The sequence below is a fragment of the Phenylobacterium sp. genome, from assembly GCF_016793285.1.
GTDB lineage: Bacteria > Pseudomonadota > Alphaproteobacteria > Caulobacterales > Caulobacteraceae > Phenylobacterium.
Map to the genome: position 1 here is coordinate 1 of NZ_JAEUMO010000241.1, position 15,313 is coordinate 15,313.

The following is a 15,313-nucleotide window of genomic DNA, read 5'->3' on the forward strand; positions in this document are numbered from 1 at the left end:
AACGAGTACTTGTGCCTGGGAATGTAGCCCAGCTCTTCCAGCAGCGGCAGGTAGACGTAGCTCTCCACGTCGCACATCGCGCCGGGATAGCGGTTCCAGTACCAGGTGCCGCCGAAGTCCCCCGCCGCGTCGATCACGCGCAGCTTGCTGAACCCCGCCTCGCGCAGGCGCGCGCCCATCAGAAGGCCGCCGAAGCCGCCCCCGATGATCGCGAACTCCACCTCGTCGAACACCGGCTCGCGCGTGAACCCCGGCTCCACGTAGGGGTCGTCGCGGTAGTGCGAGAACTCGGCCGTCACCTCGACGTACTGGCCGATCCCGTCCTCGCGCAGGCGCTTGTCCCGCTCGAACAGGTATTTCTCGTGGAGCGCGTCGGGATCGAAATCGATCTCCCCGACGATGGCGGCGAGTTCGGGCTTGATCGTCATGGCCGGAAGTTGGCCCCCTGACGCCCACGCCCGTCAAACGATTGTTGGAGCGCTACGCCAGCGCCTGCCGCCGCCGCAGCATCGCGCCGGCCCCGCCGAAGCCCAGGATCATCAGGGCCCAGGTCCCCGGTTCCGGCACCCCGCCCGCCCCGATATCGAAGAGCGTGTAGGAGATGCCCGAATAGTCGAGCGTCGCCGGCGCCGAAAGCTGGTCGATCGTGAAGCTGGCGTAGATCGAGTCGAAGGTGAGCGGGCCGTTGTTCGGCGGGAAGAACGCCGCGGAGTGCGCGATCTGGCCCGACGTCCCGGTGCCGCCGCCGCCCGTCGCGACTTCGGCCAAGCCATTGTAGAACGTGAACGTGCCCAACGATGCCTGATCGCCCCCCGGGAAGTTCGGGCCGCCGAAGAACAGGACGAACGTCGTCAGGTCCATCGAGCCCGGGATGGTGAACAGCTCGTCCAGCGTCACCGTCACGTTCAGCGTATCGCCCTGCTCCACCGTCAGCGGGTTGTCGCCGTCGATGCCGTCGAGGCTCAGCACCCACTGGTCGTAGTGGGTGTTCCCGATATCCTGGCTGGAATAGCCGCCGTTGGCCACCACGCCGCTCAGCGTGACGTCGTAGGTCGCCGCCTGGGCGAGACCGCCCCACGCGGCGCAGGCGGCGATGGCCGCTACGGAAGCCGATTTCAGACGTGTCGCAATCATCGCACCAACCCCTGTTCAGAGGCCGCGAGTATCCGAAATCGCGCGCCCGGACGGCAGCTCTCGAAAACGAGGGGTGGCTTCGCGCGACAGGGGAATCGCGCTGCGGATGCTGCAACGCGCCGTCACCCACGCACCTTCCGCAACCGCGGGCGACGGGATACGCCTGCCGAATGGCTCCGTGCGTCTTCATCATCACCGGCCTGATGGCCTCGGGTAAGTCCACGGTGGCGGAGGAGCTGGCGAGGCGCTTCGCCCGGTCGGTCCACGTGCGCGGCGACCTCTTTCGCCGGATGGTCGTCAGCGGCCGCGCCGACATGACCCCCGATCCGTCGCCGGAGGCCTCGGCTCAGCTCGCCCTCCGCTACGACCTGGCCTGCGCCACCGTCGACGCCTACGCTGCGGCGGGTTTCGACGTGGTCTACCAGGACGTCATCCTCGGCCCGAGGCTCGCCGCCATCGCCCAGCGCCTCGCAAACTGGAACCCTGACGTGATCGTGCTCGACCCCAGCCTCGACGTGGTGGCGCAGCGCGACCGCGATCGCGACAAGACCGCCTACAGAGGCGCCTGGACGCCGGCCGCGCTCGCGACCGCGCTCGACGAAACGCCGCGCCTCGGGCTCTGGCTCGACACGTCGGGCTTGTCGGTCGCGCAAACCGTGGATCACATCGTCCACCACTTCGGCCTGACGCCGCGGACTCGGGGAGAGACGCCATGAACCGCTACTGGACGCTGGCCAAGCGGCCGCCGCCGCCGTGGCCCGACGCGGGCACGTTCGCGCTGGTCGAAGCGCCGATGCCGACGCCCGGTCCGGGCCAGGCGCTGACGCGCACGATCTACGTCTCCCTCGATCCCTACCAGTGGGGCTACAAGCGCCGCGGCGTCGAACCGGAAGGCGCCCCCTGCCACGCCCGCACCGTCGCCCAGGTGGTCGAGAGCCGGATCGACGGCCTCGCCCCCGGCGACTTCGTCTTCTGCACCAACGGCTGGTCGGAGTACGCGCTGATGGGCGAAGGCGTCGCGCGGCCCGGCTACATGGTCCCGCGCAAGCTCGACCCCGCGAAGGGCCGCCTCTCCCAGGCCGTCGGTGTCCTGGGCATGCTGGGCCTGACCGCCTACGCCGGCATGATCCTGCAATGCGACCCGCAGGCCGGCGAGACCGTCGTCGTCTCGGCCGCGTCGGGCGGCGTGGGCCAGATCGCCGGCCAGCTCGCCAAGCTGAAGGGCGCCCGCGTCGTCGGCATCGCCGGGCGCGAGGAGAAGTGCCGGTTCGTGACAGACACGCTCGGCTTCGACGCCTGCGTCAGCCACCTGTCGCCCACCTTCGCCGACGACCTGAGGGCCGCCTGCCCGGCCGGCGTCGACGTCTATTTCGAGAACGTCGGCGGCCCGGTGTTCGAGGCCGTCCTGCCGCTGTTCAACAAGGGCTCGCGCATGACCATCTGCGGCCTCATCGCCCACTACGGCGACGTGGGGGGCGACGCCGGCGCGGCCGAGCGCGCGGCGGCCGAGGCCCGCGGCGTCACCGTCACCAACCTCTTCGTCGGCGACTATGTCGAAGGCCACCACGACGCCTTCCTGGCCGACATGGTCCCCTGGGTCGCCGAGGGGAAGGTCAAGTACCTCGAAGACATCCGCGAAGGCCTCGACGCCATCCCCGCCGCCTTCGCCGAGATGCTGCAGGGCGGCAACTTCGGCAAGATGCTGGTGCGGATCAGCGACGACCCGACGCTCTAGGCTTCGAGCGCCCGCTTGAGCAGCCCGAGCGACGCGGCCGCGAACGCCCGCATGTTGGCGCTGCGGTCCTCGGACGCCGTCTCGACCGTCAGCACCGCTTCCACCGGACCGGACACCGCCACACAGGTGTGGCCGGCCGCGTCGCCGTAGCCGTTGCCGGTCGGCCCCGCCGCGCCGGTCTCGGAGATGCCCCAGGTGGCGCCGTAGCGCTCGCAGGCGTTGCGGGCCAGGAGCTGCGCATAGGGCTCGCTGGACGAGCGCATGCCCTCCAGCGCCTCGCGCGGAATGTCGGTCAGCAGCACCCGCGCCTTGGGCGTGTAGACCACCGCGCCGCCGAGGTAGTAGGCGCTGGCCCCCGGGACCGAAAGCAGCGCCGCCGAGATCAGGCCTCCCGAGGAACTCTCGTTCACCGCGATCTTCTCGCCCCGCGCCTTCAGGATCGCCCCGATCTCCGCCGCCAGCGCCTCAAGCTCGTCCATACCCCACCTTCTGCTTGGCCAAACACCTGTTCGGCGCCCATGATGGCGGCAATCGAGAAAAGCACCACCCCGGGGAGGAAACCGATGGACGCCCAGTCGCAGTGGACGGGCCTGGACGCAGGCCGCCTGGAGCGCATCACCGAGCATCTGGAGCGCAACTACATCGGGCCGCAGAAGATCGCCGGCTGCCAGGTCGCCGTCGCCCGCCACGGCCACATCGCCTACCAGAGGAGCTTCGGGTCGATGGACTTCGAGCGCGGCAAGCCGATGGGCGACGATACCATCTTCCGCATCTATTCCATGACCAAGCCGATCACCTCGGTCGCGCTGATGACGCTCTACGAGCAGGGCTACTTCCAGCTCAACGACCCGGTCAGCCGCTACGTCCCGTCCTGGAAGAACCACCGCGTATGGATCTCCGGCGAGGGCGACGGCATGGTCACCGAGGCCCCGCATCGGGGGGCCACGTTCCGCGACGTGCTCAGCCACATGGCCGGCCTGACCTACGGCGGCGGCCTGCCGGGCGTCGGCATCCAGCACCCGATCGACAAGGTCTACCGCGGCCTGAAGATCCGTTCGGCCGACACCACCGACACCATGACCGAGTTCATGGACAAGCTCGCCCAGGTCCCCCTGCGCTACCATCCCGGCGAGGCGTGGCAGTACTCGCTCGCCACCGACGTCTGCGGCGCGCTGGTCGAGATCATCTCCGGCAAGCCCTTCGCCCAGTACCTCCAGGAGACGATCTTCGATCCGCTGGGCATGAAGGACACCGCCTTCCAGGTCGCGCCCGACAAGGTCGGCCGCTTCGCCGCCAACTATCAGCGCGGGCCCGACAAGAAGCTGAAGCTGATCGACGACCCGGCCACGTCGAACTTCACCCGCGAGCCGGCCTTCAAGTCGGGCGGCGGCGGCCTCACCGGCACGATCTCGGACTACCTGCGCTTCTGCGAGATGCTGCGCCGCGGCGGCGAGCTCGACGGCCACCGGGTCATCGGGCCGCGCACGCTCGAGATCATGCACATGAACCACCTGCCCGGCGGCAAGGACCTGACGCAGGTGGCCTTCGAGGGCTTCTCGGAGACCGCCAACGAGGGTGTCGGCTTCGGCCTGGGCTTCGCCTCGACCATGGACCAGGTGCGCACCGGCACGCTGGGCGCCGGCGACTACTATTGGGGCGGCGCCGCCTCGACGATCTTCTGGGTCGACCCCAGGGAGGATCTCAGCGTCGTCTTCATGACCCAGTTGATGCCGTCCGGCACCTTCAACTTCCGCGGCCAGCTCAAGAGCATCGTCTACAGTTCGATCATCGACTGAGCCCAGGAGGCAACGTGCTGCTGCCACGCCTGACAGCAGTCGCGCGTTAGCCTGTCCTCGCATCACGGGGACAGGACATGGCTTACGACGCCCACGACGACGGCCGGCGCGACTTCCACTTCCTCTACGGCCGCTGGCACGTGGCGCATCGCCGGCTCGCCGCCCGCGGCGTCGGCTGTACGGATTGGGATGAATTCAGCGGCGCCGCGTTCTGCCAGGGGCTGATGGGCGGCCTCTGCAACGTCGACGAGAACGATCTGGGCGACCACGGCCAGGGCCTGACCTTCCGCAGCTTCGATGTCGAGCGGCGCCGCTGGTCGATCTACTGGGTCAACGGCGCCTCGGGCGCTCTGGAGCCGCCGGTGCATGGCCGGTTCGAGAACGGCGTCGGCCGCTTCGAGGGCGACGACACCTGCGCGGGGCGCGCGGTGAAGGTCCGTTTCCTGTGGGAAGTCCTCGCCCCCGGCGAGGCGCGCTGGACACAGGCCTTTTCCTACGACGGCGGCGGCGCCTGGGAGGTCAACTGGATCATGGACTTCACGCGCTGAGGCGCCTAAGTCGGCCCCATGCCGATGTCCCAGCCCGACCTGGAAGCCGCGCTCCGCGACGCCTTCCCCGACGCCGCCATCGAGGTCACGGACCTCGCCGGCGACGGCGACCACTACAAGGCGAGGATCGTCTCGGCGGCCTTCGCTGGCCTGTCACGGGTGCGGCAGCACCAGCTCGTCTACGCCTCCCTCAAGGGCAAGATGGGCGGCGAGCTGCATGCTCTGGGGCTGGAGACGAGCGCGCCGGCTTAGATGCGCCGATCCGGCGCGCTTGACCCGACAGGCCGCCTTCCCCACCTTCAGACCGCCTGTATTCCCGCCGAAAGGGCGACCAGATGACCGACGCCGCCACCGCCAACCCCGTCCACGACTGGATCGCCAAGTCCGTGGCCGAGCACCCCGTCGTCCTCTTCATGAAGGGCGAGCCTGAGCAGCCCCGCTGCGGTTTCTCGGCCGTGACGGTGCAGATCCTCGACCACCTCGGGGTCGATTTCGTGGGCGTCGACGTGCTGCAGAGCGAACCGCTGCGTGAAGGCATCAAGTCCTTCTCCGACTGGCCGACCATCCCGCAGCTCTACGTGAAGGGCGAGTTCGTCGGCGGCTGCGACATCGTCCGCGAGATGTTCCAGTCGGGCGAACTGAAGACCATGCTGGCCGACCAGGGGCTGATCGAGGCGTGACGAAACTGCTCGAGCCGCCGGAAGGCCGCCAGGTCTTCCGCCTGACGTTCGAGCCCACGCCCGCCGACATCGACGAGAACGGCCACGTCAACAACGTGGTCTACCTGCGCTGGGCGCAGGACATGGGCGTCGCCCACTGGCAGAGCCTCGCACCCGCCGACGCCCAGGCGACCTGGGTCTGGGTGGCGCTGCGCCACGAGATCGACTACCGCCGCGAGCTGAAGCTCGGCGAGACCGCCCAGGGCCGCACCTGGGTCGATGAGGCCGCCGCCGGCCCCCGCTTCGACCGCTATATCCGCATCGACGGCCCCGACGGCGCCATGTGCGCCCAGGTGGTGACCACCTGGGTCCTCGTCGAGCAGGCCACCCGCCGCCCGCGCCGCGTGCCCCAGTGGATCACGGCGATGTTCACCTGATCAGGAGCCCGGCCCGGTCCAGGCGGCGAGCGGGTTCAGCAGGAACACCTCGGTCCGTGGTCCCACGCCCAGTTCGGCCCAGGTGAACGTCAGCTCGGTCCTGCCCATGGCGAACGACCTGCACGGGTCGATCCGCTTGCGCGCGAACGCCAGCGTCGTGGCCCCGCCCCGCCGCTCCACATGGAACGCGAAGTCCGCCTTGGCGGTGCAGCCGTTGGACGAGACGCTGATGGTGATCGCCTCGCGCCCCGCATCGGCCCGGTAGAGCGGCTCCAGCTCCGCCAGCGGCGCGCCGGTCGGCGTCACCCGCGCGCCGGCGCCCGCGCAGCCCGAGAGCGCCATGGCGGCCAGTACGAAGACCCGTCGATTCATCCAGCGACTTGGCCACATGAGGCCCAGATGCAAAAGGCCCCGGAGTGATCCGGGGCCTTCGCAAACTCTGCTCGATGATCGGCGTCGACTACGACGCGTAGAATTCGACCACGAGGTTCGGTTCCATCTTCACCGGGTACGGCACTTCCGACAGCTCCGGCGCGCGCACGAAGGTGGCGGCCATGCCCTTGTGGTCGACGGTGATGTACTCCGGCGTGTCGCGCTCGCTCGACTGCAGCGCTTCCAGCACCAGCGCCATGTTGCGCGACCGCTCACGAACCGACACCACGTCGCCCGGCTTCACGCGGTACGACGCGATGTTCACGCGCTTGCCGTTCACCAGCACGTGGCCGTGGTTGACGAACTGCCGGGCGGCGAACGGGGTCGGCACGAACTTGGCGCGGTAGACCACCGCGTCCAGGCGCGACTCCAGGAGCGCGATCAGGTTTTCCGAGGTGTTGCCCTTGCGGCTCGCGGCATCCTTGTAGATGCGGACGAACTGCTTCTCGGTGATGTTGCCGTAGTAGCCCTTCAGCTTCTGCTTGGCGCGGAGCTGAAGGCCGAAGTCCGAGACCTTGGACTTGCGGCGCTGGCCGTGCTGGCCGGGGCCGTAGGCGCGGGTGTTGATCGGGGACTTCGGGCGACCCCAGACGTTTTCGCCCATCCGGCGGTCGAGTTTGTACTTGGCGCTATGGCGCTTGGACATCTGTCACTCTCTTCGACACGGGCCGGCATCCTCTTGATGAGAATGCGATTTCAACGGCGGCCTTGTATCAACCCGTCATAGGTTCCGGACCACGCGGGTCGCCCCGGCGGCTGGAAGGCGCGGTGTATGACGGCCGGGCCCTCCCGAGTCAAGGTCAGCCGGGCTGGATCGCCGGCACGCGGTAGCGGCCGTCCATCAGGTCCGGCTTGGGCAGGTAGGCGCGGAAGCTGAGCGTGAACGGTCCTTCGGCCGGCGCCGGCAGCCAGTTCGACGAGCGTTCGCCGCCGGGATCGGCGCGGGCGATCCAGATGTCGAGCGACCCGTCGGCGTTCTTCTTCAGCCCCGGCGTCCGGTCGCCGATGGAGAAGCGGTCGATCGCGTTCGGCACGAGGAAGAACTGCCCGTCCGGCGTCGCCTGGTACATGGTCAGCGACCAGAAGCCGTTCACCGCCGGCATCCTGTCGGCGGCGAAGTGCAGGCGGTAGGGCCCGGCGCCGGCGAACATCCGCCCGCGGTCGGCCACCGGGTTCATGTACATCGCCTCCGCGGGCGTGAGCGCGGCCAGCCCCGCCAGCGACACCGCGGCGCGGAACCCGTAGTCCTGGCCGTAGAATCCGAGCCGCGCGGCCGGATACGTCCAGCCCTGGACGGCGGCTCCTGGGCGCAGGCCCTGGAGCGCCGCGCGCGCCTCGGCTACGCCCGCCTCCACCTGCGCTATCGCCGCGGCATCCAGCCGCGAGGCGTCGAACCCGCCCCTCGCCGTCAGCCCCAGCGGCGCGATCCGCGCGAAGAGCACCCCGTCCGTGGCTGGAGGCGGATCGGCGGCCAGCAGCCGCGCCACCGAGGCGAAGTAGTCCGGCGCGGGAGCTGCGCGCGTGGCATAGACCGGCGGCGGCGGGGTCGCCGGCCCCTTCAGCAACAGCGCATCCTGCACCTTGCGCACCGCCGGCAGGTCGCCGGGTCCGTCCACCAGCGTCCGCGCCAGCAGCCAGCCGTGCGGCGTGCTCAGGCGCACCACGTTCGGCCCGGAGCCGGCCTGGCCGGGCCCGACGATCGTATAGGTCCCACCCGAGCCGCCGGTCGTGCGCGTGCCCAGGATGAAGTCGTTGTCGGTGTACATGCTCATCCCGGCGACCGAGATGTAGCGCGCGCCCGTCGCCGGGATCGTCAGCGTCAGCGGCCCCCGGGTCAGGTCCATCCAGGCGCTGGAATAGAGGGTGTCGTTGTTGGGCGAGGTCACGCCGCGGCTCTTGTCGTCGGCCAGTTCCCGCGCATGACGGAAGGCGTTCAGCGCTCCGCCGATGGTCCCGTCGCCCCGCAGCGCGCGGGCCCGCGTCGTCGCCATCTCGATCAGCGGCAGGCCGTAGAGCCACGCTTCGCGCGCCGCCGACGTCAGGTCGCCCGCCGCCGCGAAAGCCCGCGCCGCGGGCGCCGCCCCGATCACCGCCAGCAACGCCAGCGCTTCACGCCTGTTCAAGTTCCGCCTCCGTCAAAGCCGGGGCGACCCTACGGCGCGCCCGACCTCAGGCAACCTCGACCGGAGGCATGCGGTAATAGCCCTGGAGCAACTCGGGCCTGGGCAGATAGGCCCGCATGAAGAGCGCGAACGGCCCGGCCGGCGCCGGCAGCCAGTTGCCCTCGCGCCCGGCGCCGGGGTTCTCGTGGCCGATCCAGATATCGAGCGAACCGTCGGGGTTGGTCGTCAGCCCCGGCGTCCGGTCGCCGATGGCGTAGCGGTTCAGCGGGTTGTCCGTGAAGAAGAACTGCCCGTCGTCCATCGCCTCATAGAGGCTGAGCGACCAGAACGAGTCGACCGGCAGGTGCTGGCCGGCCGGAAAGTGCAGCCGCCAGGCCTGCGTGCCGTCGAACAGCTTGCGCGGCCCCGGCCCCTCGGCCTGCATGTACATGGCCTCCTCGGGCGGCAGCGCGGCGAGCCCGCCCAGCGCCACGGTCCCTCGCAGGGCGTAGTCCTGCCCGAAGTCGCCCAGCCGCGCCGTCGGATAGGTCCAGCCCTGGACGAAACCCGTGCCGCCCAGCCCGCCGCCGCCCTGAACCGCCTGGCGCCCCTCGGCCAGCCCCGCCTCGATCTCGGCGACCTCGGCGGCGCTGAACCGTGCCGGGTCGAAGCCTCCGGTCAGCCCCAGCGGCGCGATCTGGCGCAGCTTCCCCAGGTCGGTAACCGGCGGCGGATTGGCCGCCATCAGCGCCGCGACCGTCGCGAACAGCTCGCGCCAGTCGGCCGTGCGCGCCGCATAGGGGCCCGGACACGCCGTCTCCGGCCCCTGCAGCGAGATGCCGGCCTGCACCGCCCTGGCCGCCTCCAGGTCGTGGGGTCCCGCCACCAGGATCCGCGCCAGCGCCCAGACATGGTTCGTCGGCGAGCGGATCGCGTTCGGCCCCTCGGCCGCCTCGCTCGGCCCCACCAGCCGGAACGTCCCGCCGTCCGGCCCGGTCGTCCGCGTGCCCAGGACGGCGAAGTTGTTGGTGTAGGCGTCCATCAGCGCCAGCGAGAGATAGCGCTCGCCCGCCGCCGGCAGCACGAACGTCACCGGCCCGGCCGTCAGGTCGATGTGCGCCGTCGAGTAGAGCGTGTCGGTGTTGGGCGTCGTCACCGCCCGGTGGCGATGGTTGGCCAGGTTGCGCACATGGGTGATCGCGCCCATCGCCTGGCCCAGGCCCATCCCGCGCTGGCGCGTGGTCGCCACCTCGATCAGCGGCAGCGCATAGACGAACGCCTCGCGCGCCGCCGTCCGAAGTTCGCTCACTCAGGTCTCCCCGTCCGCGCGGCCAGTTCGCAGGCCGCATCCCTTGCTTCGGCCCACCAGCGGCGGACCATGTCGCCGGCTGCCCCCGGTCGCGCGAGGCTCACCGCCTGGCCGGCCCAGAGCGACAGCATCTCCGGATCGTCGGACTTGGCGGCGGCGGCGCGCAGCGGCTGGGTCAGCCGGTTCTGCACAGGATAGGCGGGGACGTCGGCCTGCACCCCATGCATCAGACGCATGAACCTGTTCTCGACGCCGCGGGCGTATCGGCCCGTGAACGCGCGCGTCAGCCGCGTGGCCTCGTCGCCGGCCTCGCTCAGCGCCCGCCGCCACGGCTTCGACGTCGTGGCCTCCTCGGCGAGCAGGAACGCTGTGCCCATCTGCGCCGCCGAGGCGCCCAGCGCCAGCGCCGCGGCCACGCCGCGCCCGTCCATGATGCCGCCCGCTGCGATCACCGGCAGGTCGACCGCCGCCCGGATCGTCGCCACCAGCGCCATCGTCCCCACCAGGCTGGCGTCGAGTTCGGCCAGGAAGTGCCCGCGGTGGCCGCCCGCCTCGAACCCCTGCGCGCAGACGCCGTCCGCGCCGACTTCCGCCCAAGCCCGCGCCTCCGCCACCGACGTCGCCGTGCCCACCACGCAGGTTCCCGCCGCCCGCAGCGCCGTCACCTGGTCCCGCGCCAGGATGCCGAAGGTGAAGGACGCGACCGGCGGCGCCGCCGCGACGATCGCCGCGAGCTGCGCCTCGAAGTCCGGTGCGTACTGGTTCGGTGCGTCGGGTAGCGGCTCGCCCAGCTCGGCGTACCAGGGGGCGAGCCGTTCTAGCGCCGCCGCGACGATCGCCGCATCCGGCGACGCCCTGGGCGCCATCAGGAGGTTCACGCCGAAGGGCCGGTCGCTCGCCGCTTTCATCGCGCCGATGGCGGTCGCGATGTCGTCCGGCGCCAGCGCCCCCGCCGCCAGCGTGCCCATCCCGCCCGCCGCGCTCACCGCCAGCGCCAGCCGGTCCAGCGACGCACCCACCATCGGCGCCTGGACGATCGGGACGGGCAGGCCGTCCAGCAGCGCGCGCAGGCTCATGATCCTTCGCTCTTCTTCCGGGCGATCTTCTCCAGCACCTTGCCGCGGCCGCGCGACAGCGCCGTCACGACGCCCCGGAGGGTCCGCACCTCCTGCTCCGTGAACCGCGCCTTCCCCAGCGCCGAGCGCAGGTTCTGGATCATGTTCGGCGTCTTCTCCGGGGGGTGGAAGAAACCCGCCGTATCCAGTTCCCGCTCGAGGTGCTCGTAGAGGCCCAGCAGCGCCTCGCCCGTCGCCGGCTCGGAACGCTCGCGGAAGTTCGCCGGCGCCGCGTCGAGCTGGGCCGTGCGCCACTCGTAGGCGTTGATCGCCACGGCCTGGCCCAGGTTCAGAGACCGGAACCGCGGGTCGATCGGGATCGTCACCACCGCCTGGCAGAGCGCGATGTCCGCCGTCTCCAGTCCAGCCCGCTCGCCGCCGAACAGGAGGCCCGTCTTCTGCCCCTGCCCCGCCGCCGCCGTCAGCTCCGCGGCCGCCGCCCGCGGCGTCAGCACCGGCAGCGTCAGTTCCCGCGGCCGGGCCGTGGTGGCGTAAACCACCTGCAGGTCGGCGATCGCCGCGGCCACGCTGCCGAACACCCGCGCCGCGTTCAGCGGCCACTCCGCCCCCGACGCGAGCGCCCACGCACGTTCCTGCGGCCAGCCGTCGCGCGGATTGACGAGCCGCAGGTCCGAAAGGCCGAAATTCGCCATGACCCGCGCGGTGGCGCCGATATTCTCGGCAAGCTGCGTCGCGTTCAGGATCACGACCGGCGCAGGCAGGGAGGTTTCCGACATGCCGCGTTTAGAGGAGCCTCGCCCTGCAATGGCAAGCCTTCACCGCCGGGCCCTCATGGCCGCCGCCCCCGCCGCCCTGGTCGCCGCCTGCGAGCCGGGGATGCCGACCACGGTCTCCACCACGCCCAAGATCGCCCTCGCGCAACTGACCGACGCCGTCACCGCGATCGCCGAGCGGGCGAAGCCCGGCATCCTGGGCGTCGGCCTCGCCAACCTGGAGAGCGGCCAGGCCTTCTTCCTCGACGGCGAACGGCGCTTCCCCATGCAGAGCGTCTTCAAGCTGCCGCTGGCGGCCGCCGTCCTCTCCGAGGTGGACGCCGGCCGCGTGCTGCTGACCGAACGCATCTTCCTGCTCGAGCAGCAGCTTTCGCCCCCGCACTCGCCCATCGCTGCCGCGTGGCCCCAACGCCGGGAGTACTCCGCCCGGGAACTGCTCGAAGCCATGGTGGTCGACGGCGACAACACCGCGGCCGACGTCCTGATGAAGCGCATCGGCGGCCCCGGCGCCGTGACCGCATGGCTCACCGCCAGGCGCGTGCCCGAGGTGCGCGTCGACCGCTACGAGCGCGAACTGGCCTCCGACGCCCTGGGGATGGCGCCGTATCGTCCGGCCTGGCGTGCGCCGGGGGCCTTTTCCGCCGCGCTCGCCGCCGTGCCGCCCGAGCGCCGCGCGGCGGCCCAGGCGCGCTATATGACCGACCCGCGCGACACCGCCACGCCGCGCGGGATGATCGAGTTCCTGCAGATGTTCGACAGTCAGCAGCTGATTTCGCCCAACTCCACCCGGCTGCTCCTCCAGATGATGGCCCGGACCTCCCGCGGGACCGCCCGCCTGCGCGCGGGCCTGCCGGCCGGCGTCTTCCTCGCGCACCGCGCCGGCGCCGCCGCCTTCGACCTCGGCCGGTCCGCCGCGCACAACGACGTCGGCATCTTCACCCTGCCGGACAAGCGCGCGTATGCGCTGGCCGTCTTCCTCTCCGGATCGACGCTCGACGAGGCCGGCCGCGACCGCGTCATAGCCCAGGTTGCCGCCGCCGCGCTGAAAGCGGTGGGCTAGTCGCCGCCCTGAGCCTTTGCGTCGGCGCTCGCGGTGGCTATACGAACCCCAAACAGAACGAACATCCCGGAGCGCCCGCCCCTCATGGCCAAGATCAAAGTCGCCAACCCCGTCGTGGACCTCGACGGGGACGAGATGACCCGGATCATCTGGAAGCTGATCAAGGACAAGCTGATCCACCCGTTCCTCGACCTGCAGATCGAGTACTACGACCTGGGAATGGAGAACCGCGACGCCACCGACGACCAGGTGACGGTCGACGCGGCGAACGCGATCAAGCGGTACGGCGTCGGCATCAAGTGCGCCACCATCACGCCCGACGAAGCGCGCGTGAAGGAATTCAACCTCAAGAAGATGTGGAAGTCGCCGAACGGCACGATCCGCAACATCCTCGACGGCGTCGTCTTCCGCGAGCCGATCATCTGCAAGAACGTGCCGCGCCTGATCCCCGGATGGACCAAGCCGATCATCATCGGCCGCCACGCCTTCGGCGACCAGTACCGCGCCACCGACTTCAGGGTGCCGGGCCCCGGCAAGCTCACCGTCAAGTTCGAAGGTGAGGACGGCGAGGTGATCCAGCACGACGTCTACGACTTCCAGGGCCCCGGCGTGGCCATGGCGATGTACAACGTCGAGGCGTCGATCCGCGACTTCGCCCGCGCCTGCTTCAACTACGCCCTCGCCCGGAAGTACCCGCTCTACCTCTCCACGAAGAACACGATCCTCAAGGCCTACGACGGCCGCTTCAAGGACATCTTCGAGGAGGTCTACCAGAAGGACTACATCGAGAAGTTCAAGGCCCTGGGCCTCGTCTACGAGCACCGCCTGATCGACGACATGGTGGCCAGCTCGCTGAAGTGGAACGGCGACTTCATCTGGGCCTGCAAGAACTACGACGGCGACGTCCAGTCCGACCAGGTCGCCCAGGGCTTCGGCTCGCTGGGCCTGATGACGTCGGTGCTGATCACGCCGGACGGCAAGATCATGGAGGCCGAGGCGGCCCACGGCACCGTCACGCGCCACTACCGCCAGCATCAGAAGGGCGAAAGCACCTCCACCAACTCGATCGCCTCGATCTTCGCCTGGACCCAGGGCCTGAAGCACCGCGCCAAGCTCGACGGCAACGCCGAGCTCGAGCATTTCTGCGACACGCTGGAGAAGGTCTGCGTCGCCACGGTCGAAAGCGGCTCGATGACCAAGGACCTCGCGTTGCTGGTCGGCGACACCCAGGGCTGGCTGACCACCGAGGGCTTCCTCGACAAGGTCGCCGCGAACCTGGAGAAGGCGCTGGCCGCGTAGGCCCCAACAATCCCGCTCATCCCGGCGCGAACGCCGGGACGGGCGGACGTCGGTTCAGCGGCCCTCGACCCAGACGTCGAGCGGCTGCTTCTCCTCGTGCCGCACCAGCACGACGTAGCCCACCACGAACGCCACCAGAGCCACGAGCGTGCCGCCCAGGAAGCCGGCGGGCGTCGCGAACCACAGGGTGAGCCACAGCGTCAGGTCCCCGATCACCAGCATCGCCCAGCGCGTGAGGATGCTGAAGTAGTGGTAGGTCCGCTCGTGGGTCACGACGTCCATCGTCTGGTCGCCGAAGTGTTCCCGGGTCTCCATCGCATGGCTCCCTAAAGACTGGCGTTCGGCGAGGGGACGCCTCGCGTCGCGCGTTGTCAATTCATGTTCTTGATTTGTTCGATATCGCGGCTATGTTCCCTGGGACGGACAGGAGACGGACAGGAGACGGACATGAGCATCGGATATGTGACCATCGGCGCGGCGGACGTAGACGCCGCCCTGCCCTTCTTCGACGCGGCGCTGGGCGCCATGGGCTATGAGCGCGGCGAGCCCTCGGGCGGCTGGGCGTTCTACGGACCGAAGGGCGGCAGCCCCTGCGTGGGCATCTGCAGGCCGCACGACGGCGAGGCGGCGCGCGCCGGCAACGGCATCATGATCGCCTTCAGGGCCGAAACGCAGGATCAGGTCCGCGCGGCCCACGCCGCCGCCCTGGCCACCGGCGGCTCCGACGAGGGCGCGCCAGGGTTCCGCCCGCCCGAGGGCACGGAGTTCTACGGCGCCTACTTCCGCGATCCCGTGGGCAACAAGTTCTGCGTCTACGTCGCCTGAGCGCGCGCCGCCGGGGCCCTTCGGCGGCGCGGCCGGCCCGACGAAGCCGCCGAACGACGGTCAGCCGGCGAGCGCAGCTTTCACGGCCGCCAGCCCCTCCGCCGCCCTGCCGGCGTACGGCGCGCCGC

Annotated in this window: 20 protein-coding genes; 10 read left to right on the forward strand and 10 right to left on the reverse strand. The window is 70.3% G+C overall.

Annotated features, from left to right (window positions below):
- Nucleotides 1-428, reverse strand: a 428-nt coding sequence (locus tag JNL41_RS20495) for an NAD(P)-binding protein (protein WP_293478034.1), incomplete at its 3' end; no start/stop codon positions are given.
- 52 nt (nucleotides 429-480) lie between these two features.
- Complete coding sequence (locus JNL41_RS20500) at nucleotides 481-1,134, reverse strand: PEPxxWA-CTERM sorting domain-containing protein (RefSeq protein ID WP_293478035.1); 654 nt, start codon at nucleotides 1,132-1,134, stop codon at nucleotides 481-483.
- A gap of 170 nt (nucleotides 1,135-1,304) precedes the next feature.
- Here JNL41_RS20500 and JNL41_RS20505 point away from each other — a divergent pair, with 170 nt between their 5' ends.
- Together JNL41_RS20505 and JNL41_RS20510 are read left to right on the forward strand one after the other, a co-directional pair.
- Nucleotides 1,305-1,850: an AAA family ATPase gene (locus JNL41_RS20505; RefSeq protein ID WP_293478036.1), complete on the forward strand. Its 546-nt coding sequence runs from the start codon at nucleotides 1,305-1,307 to the stop codon at nucleotides 1,848-1,850.
- Nucleotides 1,847-2,869, forward strand: a complete 1,023-nt coding sequence (locus JNL41_RS20510) for an NADP-dependent oxidoreductase (protein ID WP_293478037.1) — start codon at nucleotides 1,847-1,849, stop codon at nucleotides 2,867-2,869. The genes JNL41_RS20505 and JNL41_RS20510 overlap by 4 nt, the downstream gene beginning before the upstream one ends.
- On the opposite strand, the gene JNL41_RS20515 is transcribed toward JNL41_RS20510, so the two are convergent.
- Nucleotides 2,866-3,348, reverse strand: coding sequence for a CinA family protein (locus JNL41_RS20515; protein WP_293478038.1), 483 nt, complete (start codon nucleotides 3,346-3,348; stop codon nucleotides 2,866-2,868). The two genes, JNL41_RS20510 and JNL41_RS20515, sit on opposite strands and share 4 nt — an antisense overlap.
- 84 nt (nucleotides 3,349-3,432) lie before the next feature.
- On the opposite strand from JNL41_RS20515, the gene JNL41_RS20520 reads away from it, so the two are divergent.
- The 5 genes from JNL41_RS20520 to JNL41_RS20540 all read left to right on the forward strand — a co-directional run bounded on the left by JNL41_RS20520 (nucleotide 3,433) and on the right by JNL41_RS20540 (nucleotide 6,309).
- Nucleotides 3,433-4,665 (forward strand): serine hydrolase domain-containing protein, encoded by a 1,233-nt coding sequence (locus JNL41_RS20520; RefSeq protein WP_293478039.1) that lies wholly within the window; start codon nucleotides 3,433-3,435, stop codon nucleotides 4,663-4,665.
- Between the two features lie 77 nt (nucleotides 4,666-4,742).
- Nucleotides 4,743-5,213, forward strand: coding sequence for a DUF1579 domain-containing protein (locus JNL41_RS20525; protein ID WP_293478040.1), 471 nt, complete (start codon nucleotides 4,743-4,745; stop codon nucleotides 5,211-5,213).
- A gap of 18 nt (nucleotides 5,214-5,231) precedes the next feature.
- A complete protein-coding gene (locus JNL41_RS20530; RefSeq protein WP_293478041.1) occupies nucleotides 5,232-5,465 on the forward strand; it encodes a BolA family transcriptional regulator in 234 nt (77 codons plus the stop codon).
- Between the two features lie 83 nt (nucleotides 5,466-5,548).
- Nucleotides 5,549-5,893, forward strand: coding sequence for a Grx4 family monothiol glutaredoxin (gene grxD, locus JNL41_RS20535; protein ID WP_293478042.1), 345 nt, complete (start codon nucleotides 5,549-5,551; stop codon nucleotides 5,891-5,893).
- Complete coding sequence (locus tag JNL41_RS20540) at nucleotides 5,890-6,309, forward strand: thioesterase family protein (RefSeq protein WP_293478043.1); 420 nt, start codon at nucleotides 5,890-5,892, stop codon at nucleotides 6,307-6,309. Before grxD ends, JNL41_RS20540 begins: the two co-directional genes overlap by 4 nt.
- Here JNL41_RS20540 and JNL41_RS20545 read toward each other — a convergent pair whose 3' ends face one another.
- The 6 genes from JNL41_RS20545 to JNL41_RS20570 form a co-directional block, all read right to left on the reverse strand.
- Nucleotides 6,310-6,681: a hypothetical protein gene (locus JNL41_RS20545; protein WP_293478044.1), complete on the reverse strand. Its 372-nt coding sequence runs from the start codon at nucleotides 6,679-6,681 to the stop codon at nucleotides 6,310-6,312.
- An 88-nt stretch (nucleotides 6,682-6,769) separates the two neighbouring features.
- Nucleotides 6,770-7,387 (reverse strand): 30S ribosomal protein S4, encoded by a 618-nt coding sequence (gene rpsD, locus JNL41_RS20550; protein ID WP_293478045.1) that lies wholly within the window; start codon nucleotides 7,385-7,387, stop codon nucleotides 6,770-6,772.
- Between the two features lie 154 nt (nucleotides 7,388-7,541).
- Nucleotides 7,542-8,864, reverse strand: a complete 1,323-nt coding sequence (locus JNL41_RS20555) for a DUF1254 domain-containing protein (RefSeq protein ID WP_293478046.1) — start codon at nucleotides 8,862-8,864, stop codon at nucleotides 7,542-7,544.
- Nucleotides 8,865-8,910: 46 nt separating this feature from the next.
- On the reverse strand, nucleotides 8,911-10,152 hold the full coding sequence (locus JNL41_RS20560; RefSeq protein WP_293478047.1) for a DUF1254 domain-containing protein: 1,242 nt from the start codon (nucleotides 10,150-10,152) through the stop codon (nucleotides 8,911-8,913).
- Entirely contained in the window at nucleotides 10,149-11,228 is a 1,080-nt protein-coding gene (locus JNL41_RS20565; protein WP_293478048.1) for a nitronate monooxygenase, read from the reverse strand. The genes JNL41_RS20560 and JNL41_RS20565 overlap by 4 nt, the downstream gene beginning before the upstream one ends.
- Complete coding sequence (locus tag JNL41_RS20570; protein WP_293478049.1) at nucleotides 11,225-12,004, reverse strand: RNA methyltransferase; 780 nt, start codon at nucleotides 12,002-12,004, stop codon at nucleotides 11,225-11,227. The genes JNL41_RS20565 and JNL41_RS20570 overlap by 4 nt, the downstream gene beginning before the upstream one ends.
- 28 nt (nucleotides 12,005-12,032) lie before the next feature.
- On the opposite strand from JNL41_RS20570, the gene bla reads away from it, so the two are divergent.
- Together bla and JNL41_RS20580 are read left to right on the forward strand one after the other, a co-directional pair.
- The gene (gene bla / locus JNL41_RS20575; protein WP_293478050.1) at nucleotides 12,033-13,061 is read left to right on the forward strand and encodes a class A beta-lactamase; all 1,029 of its coding nucleotides are present in this window, start codon (nucleotides 12,033-12,035) and stop codon (nucleotides 13,059-13,061) included.
- 84 nt (nucleotides 13,062-13,145) lie between these two features.
- Complete coding sequence (locus tag JNL41_RS20580; protein WP_293478051.1) at nucleotides 13,146-14,360, forward strand: NADP-dependent isocitrate dehydrogenase; 1,215 nt, start codon at nucleotides 13,146-13,148, stop codon at nucleotides 14,358-14,360.
- 54 nt (nucleotides 14,361-14,414) lie between these two features.
- Here JNL41_RS20580 and JNL41_RS20585 read toward each other — a convergent pair whose 3' ends face one another.
- On the reverse strand, nucleotides 14,415-14,675 hold the full coding sequence (locus JNL41_RS20585; protein WP_293478052.1) for an aa3-type cytochrome c oxidase subunit IV: 261 nt from the start codon (nucleotides 14,673-14,675) through the stop codon (nucleotides 14,415-14,417).
- Between the two features lie 132 nt (nucleotides 14,676-14,807).
- Here JNL41_RS20585 and JNL41_RS20590 point away from each other — a divergent pair, with 132 nt between their 5' ends.
- Nucleotides 14,808-15,185 carry a VOC family protein gene (locus tag JNL41_RS20590; RefSeq protein WP_293478053.1) on the forward strand — a complete coding sequence of 126 codons (378 nt, stop codon included), beginning with the start codon at nucleotides 14,808-14,810 and terminating at the stop codon, nucleotides 15,183-15,185.
- The last annotated feature ends 128 nt before the right edge of the window (nucleotides 15,186-15,313 follow it).

Coding starts and splice junctions, on each gene's coding strand:
- JNL41_RS20500 (WP_293478035.1), bottom strand. CDS start 1,134: ATGATTGCGACACGTCTGAAATCGGCTTCCGTAGCGGCCATCGCCGCC.
- grxD (WP_293478042.1), top strand. CDS start 5,549: ATGACCGACGCCGCCACCGCCAACCCCGTCCACGACTGGATCGCCAAG.
- JNL41_RS20520 (WP_293478039.1), top strand. CDS start 3,433: ATGGACGCCCAGTCGCAGTGGACGGGCCTGGACGCAGGCCGCCTGGAG.
- bla (WP_293478050.1), top strand. CDS start 12,033: ATGGCAAGCCTTCACCGCCGGGCCCTCATGGCCGCCGCCCCCGCCGCC.
- JNL41_RS20570 (WP_293478049.1), bottom strand. CDS start 12,004: ATGTCGGAAACCTCCCTGCCTGCGCCGGTCGTGATCCTGAACGCGACG.
- JNL41_RS20590 (WP_293478053.1), top strand. CDS start 14,808: ATGAGCATCGGATATGTGACCATCGGCGCGGCGGACGTAGACGCCGCC.
- JNL41_RS20525 (WP_293478040.1), top strand. CDS start 4,743: ATGGCTTACGACGCCCACGACGACGGCCGGCGCGACTTCCACTTCCTC.
- rpsD (WP_293478045.1), bottom strand. CDS start 7,387: ATGTCCAAGCGCCATAGCGCCAAGTACAAACTCGACCGCCGGATGGGC.
- JNL41_RS20505 (WP_293478036.1), top strand. CDS start 1,305: ATGGCTCCGTGCGTCTTCATCATCACCGGCCTGATGGCCTCGGGTAAG.
- JNL41_RS20585 (WP_293478052.1), bottom strand. CDS start 14,675: ATGGAGACCCGGGAACACTTCGGCGACCAGACGATGGACGTCGTGACC.
- JNL41_RS20545 (WP_293478044.1), bottom strand. CDS start 6,681: ATGAATCGACGGGTCTTCGTACTGGCCGCCATGGCGCTCTCGGGCTGC.
- JNL41_RS20515 (WP_293478038.1), bottom strand. CDS start 3,348: ATGGACGAGCTTGAGGCGCTGGCGGCGGAGATCGGGGCGATCCTGAAG.
- JNL41_RS20580 (WP_293478051.1), top strand. CDS start 13,146: ATGGCCAAGATCAAAGTCGCCAACCCCGTCGTGGACCTCGACGGGGAC.
- JNL41_RS20530 (WP_293478041.1), top strand. CDS start 5,232: ATGCCGATGTCCCAGCCCGACCTGGAAGCCGCGCTCCGCGACGCCTTC.
- JNL41_RS20565 (WP_293478048.1), bottom strand. CDS start 11,228: ATGAGCCTGCGCGCGCTGCTGGACGGCCTGCCCGTCCCGATCGTCCAG.
- JNL41_RS20510 (WP_293478037.1), top strand. CDS start 1,847: ATGAACCGCTACTGGACGCTGGCCAAGCGGCCGCCGCCGCCGTGGCCC.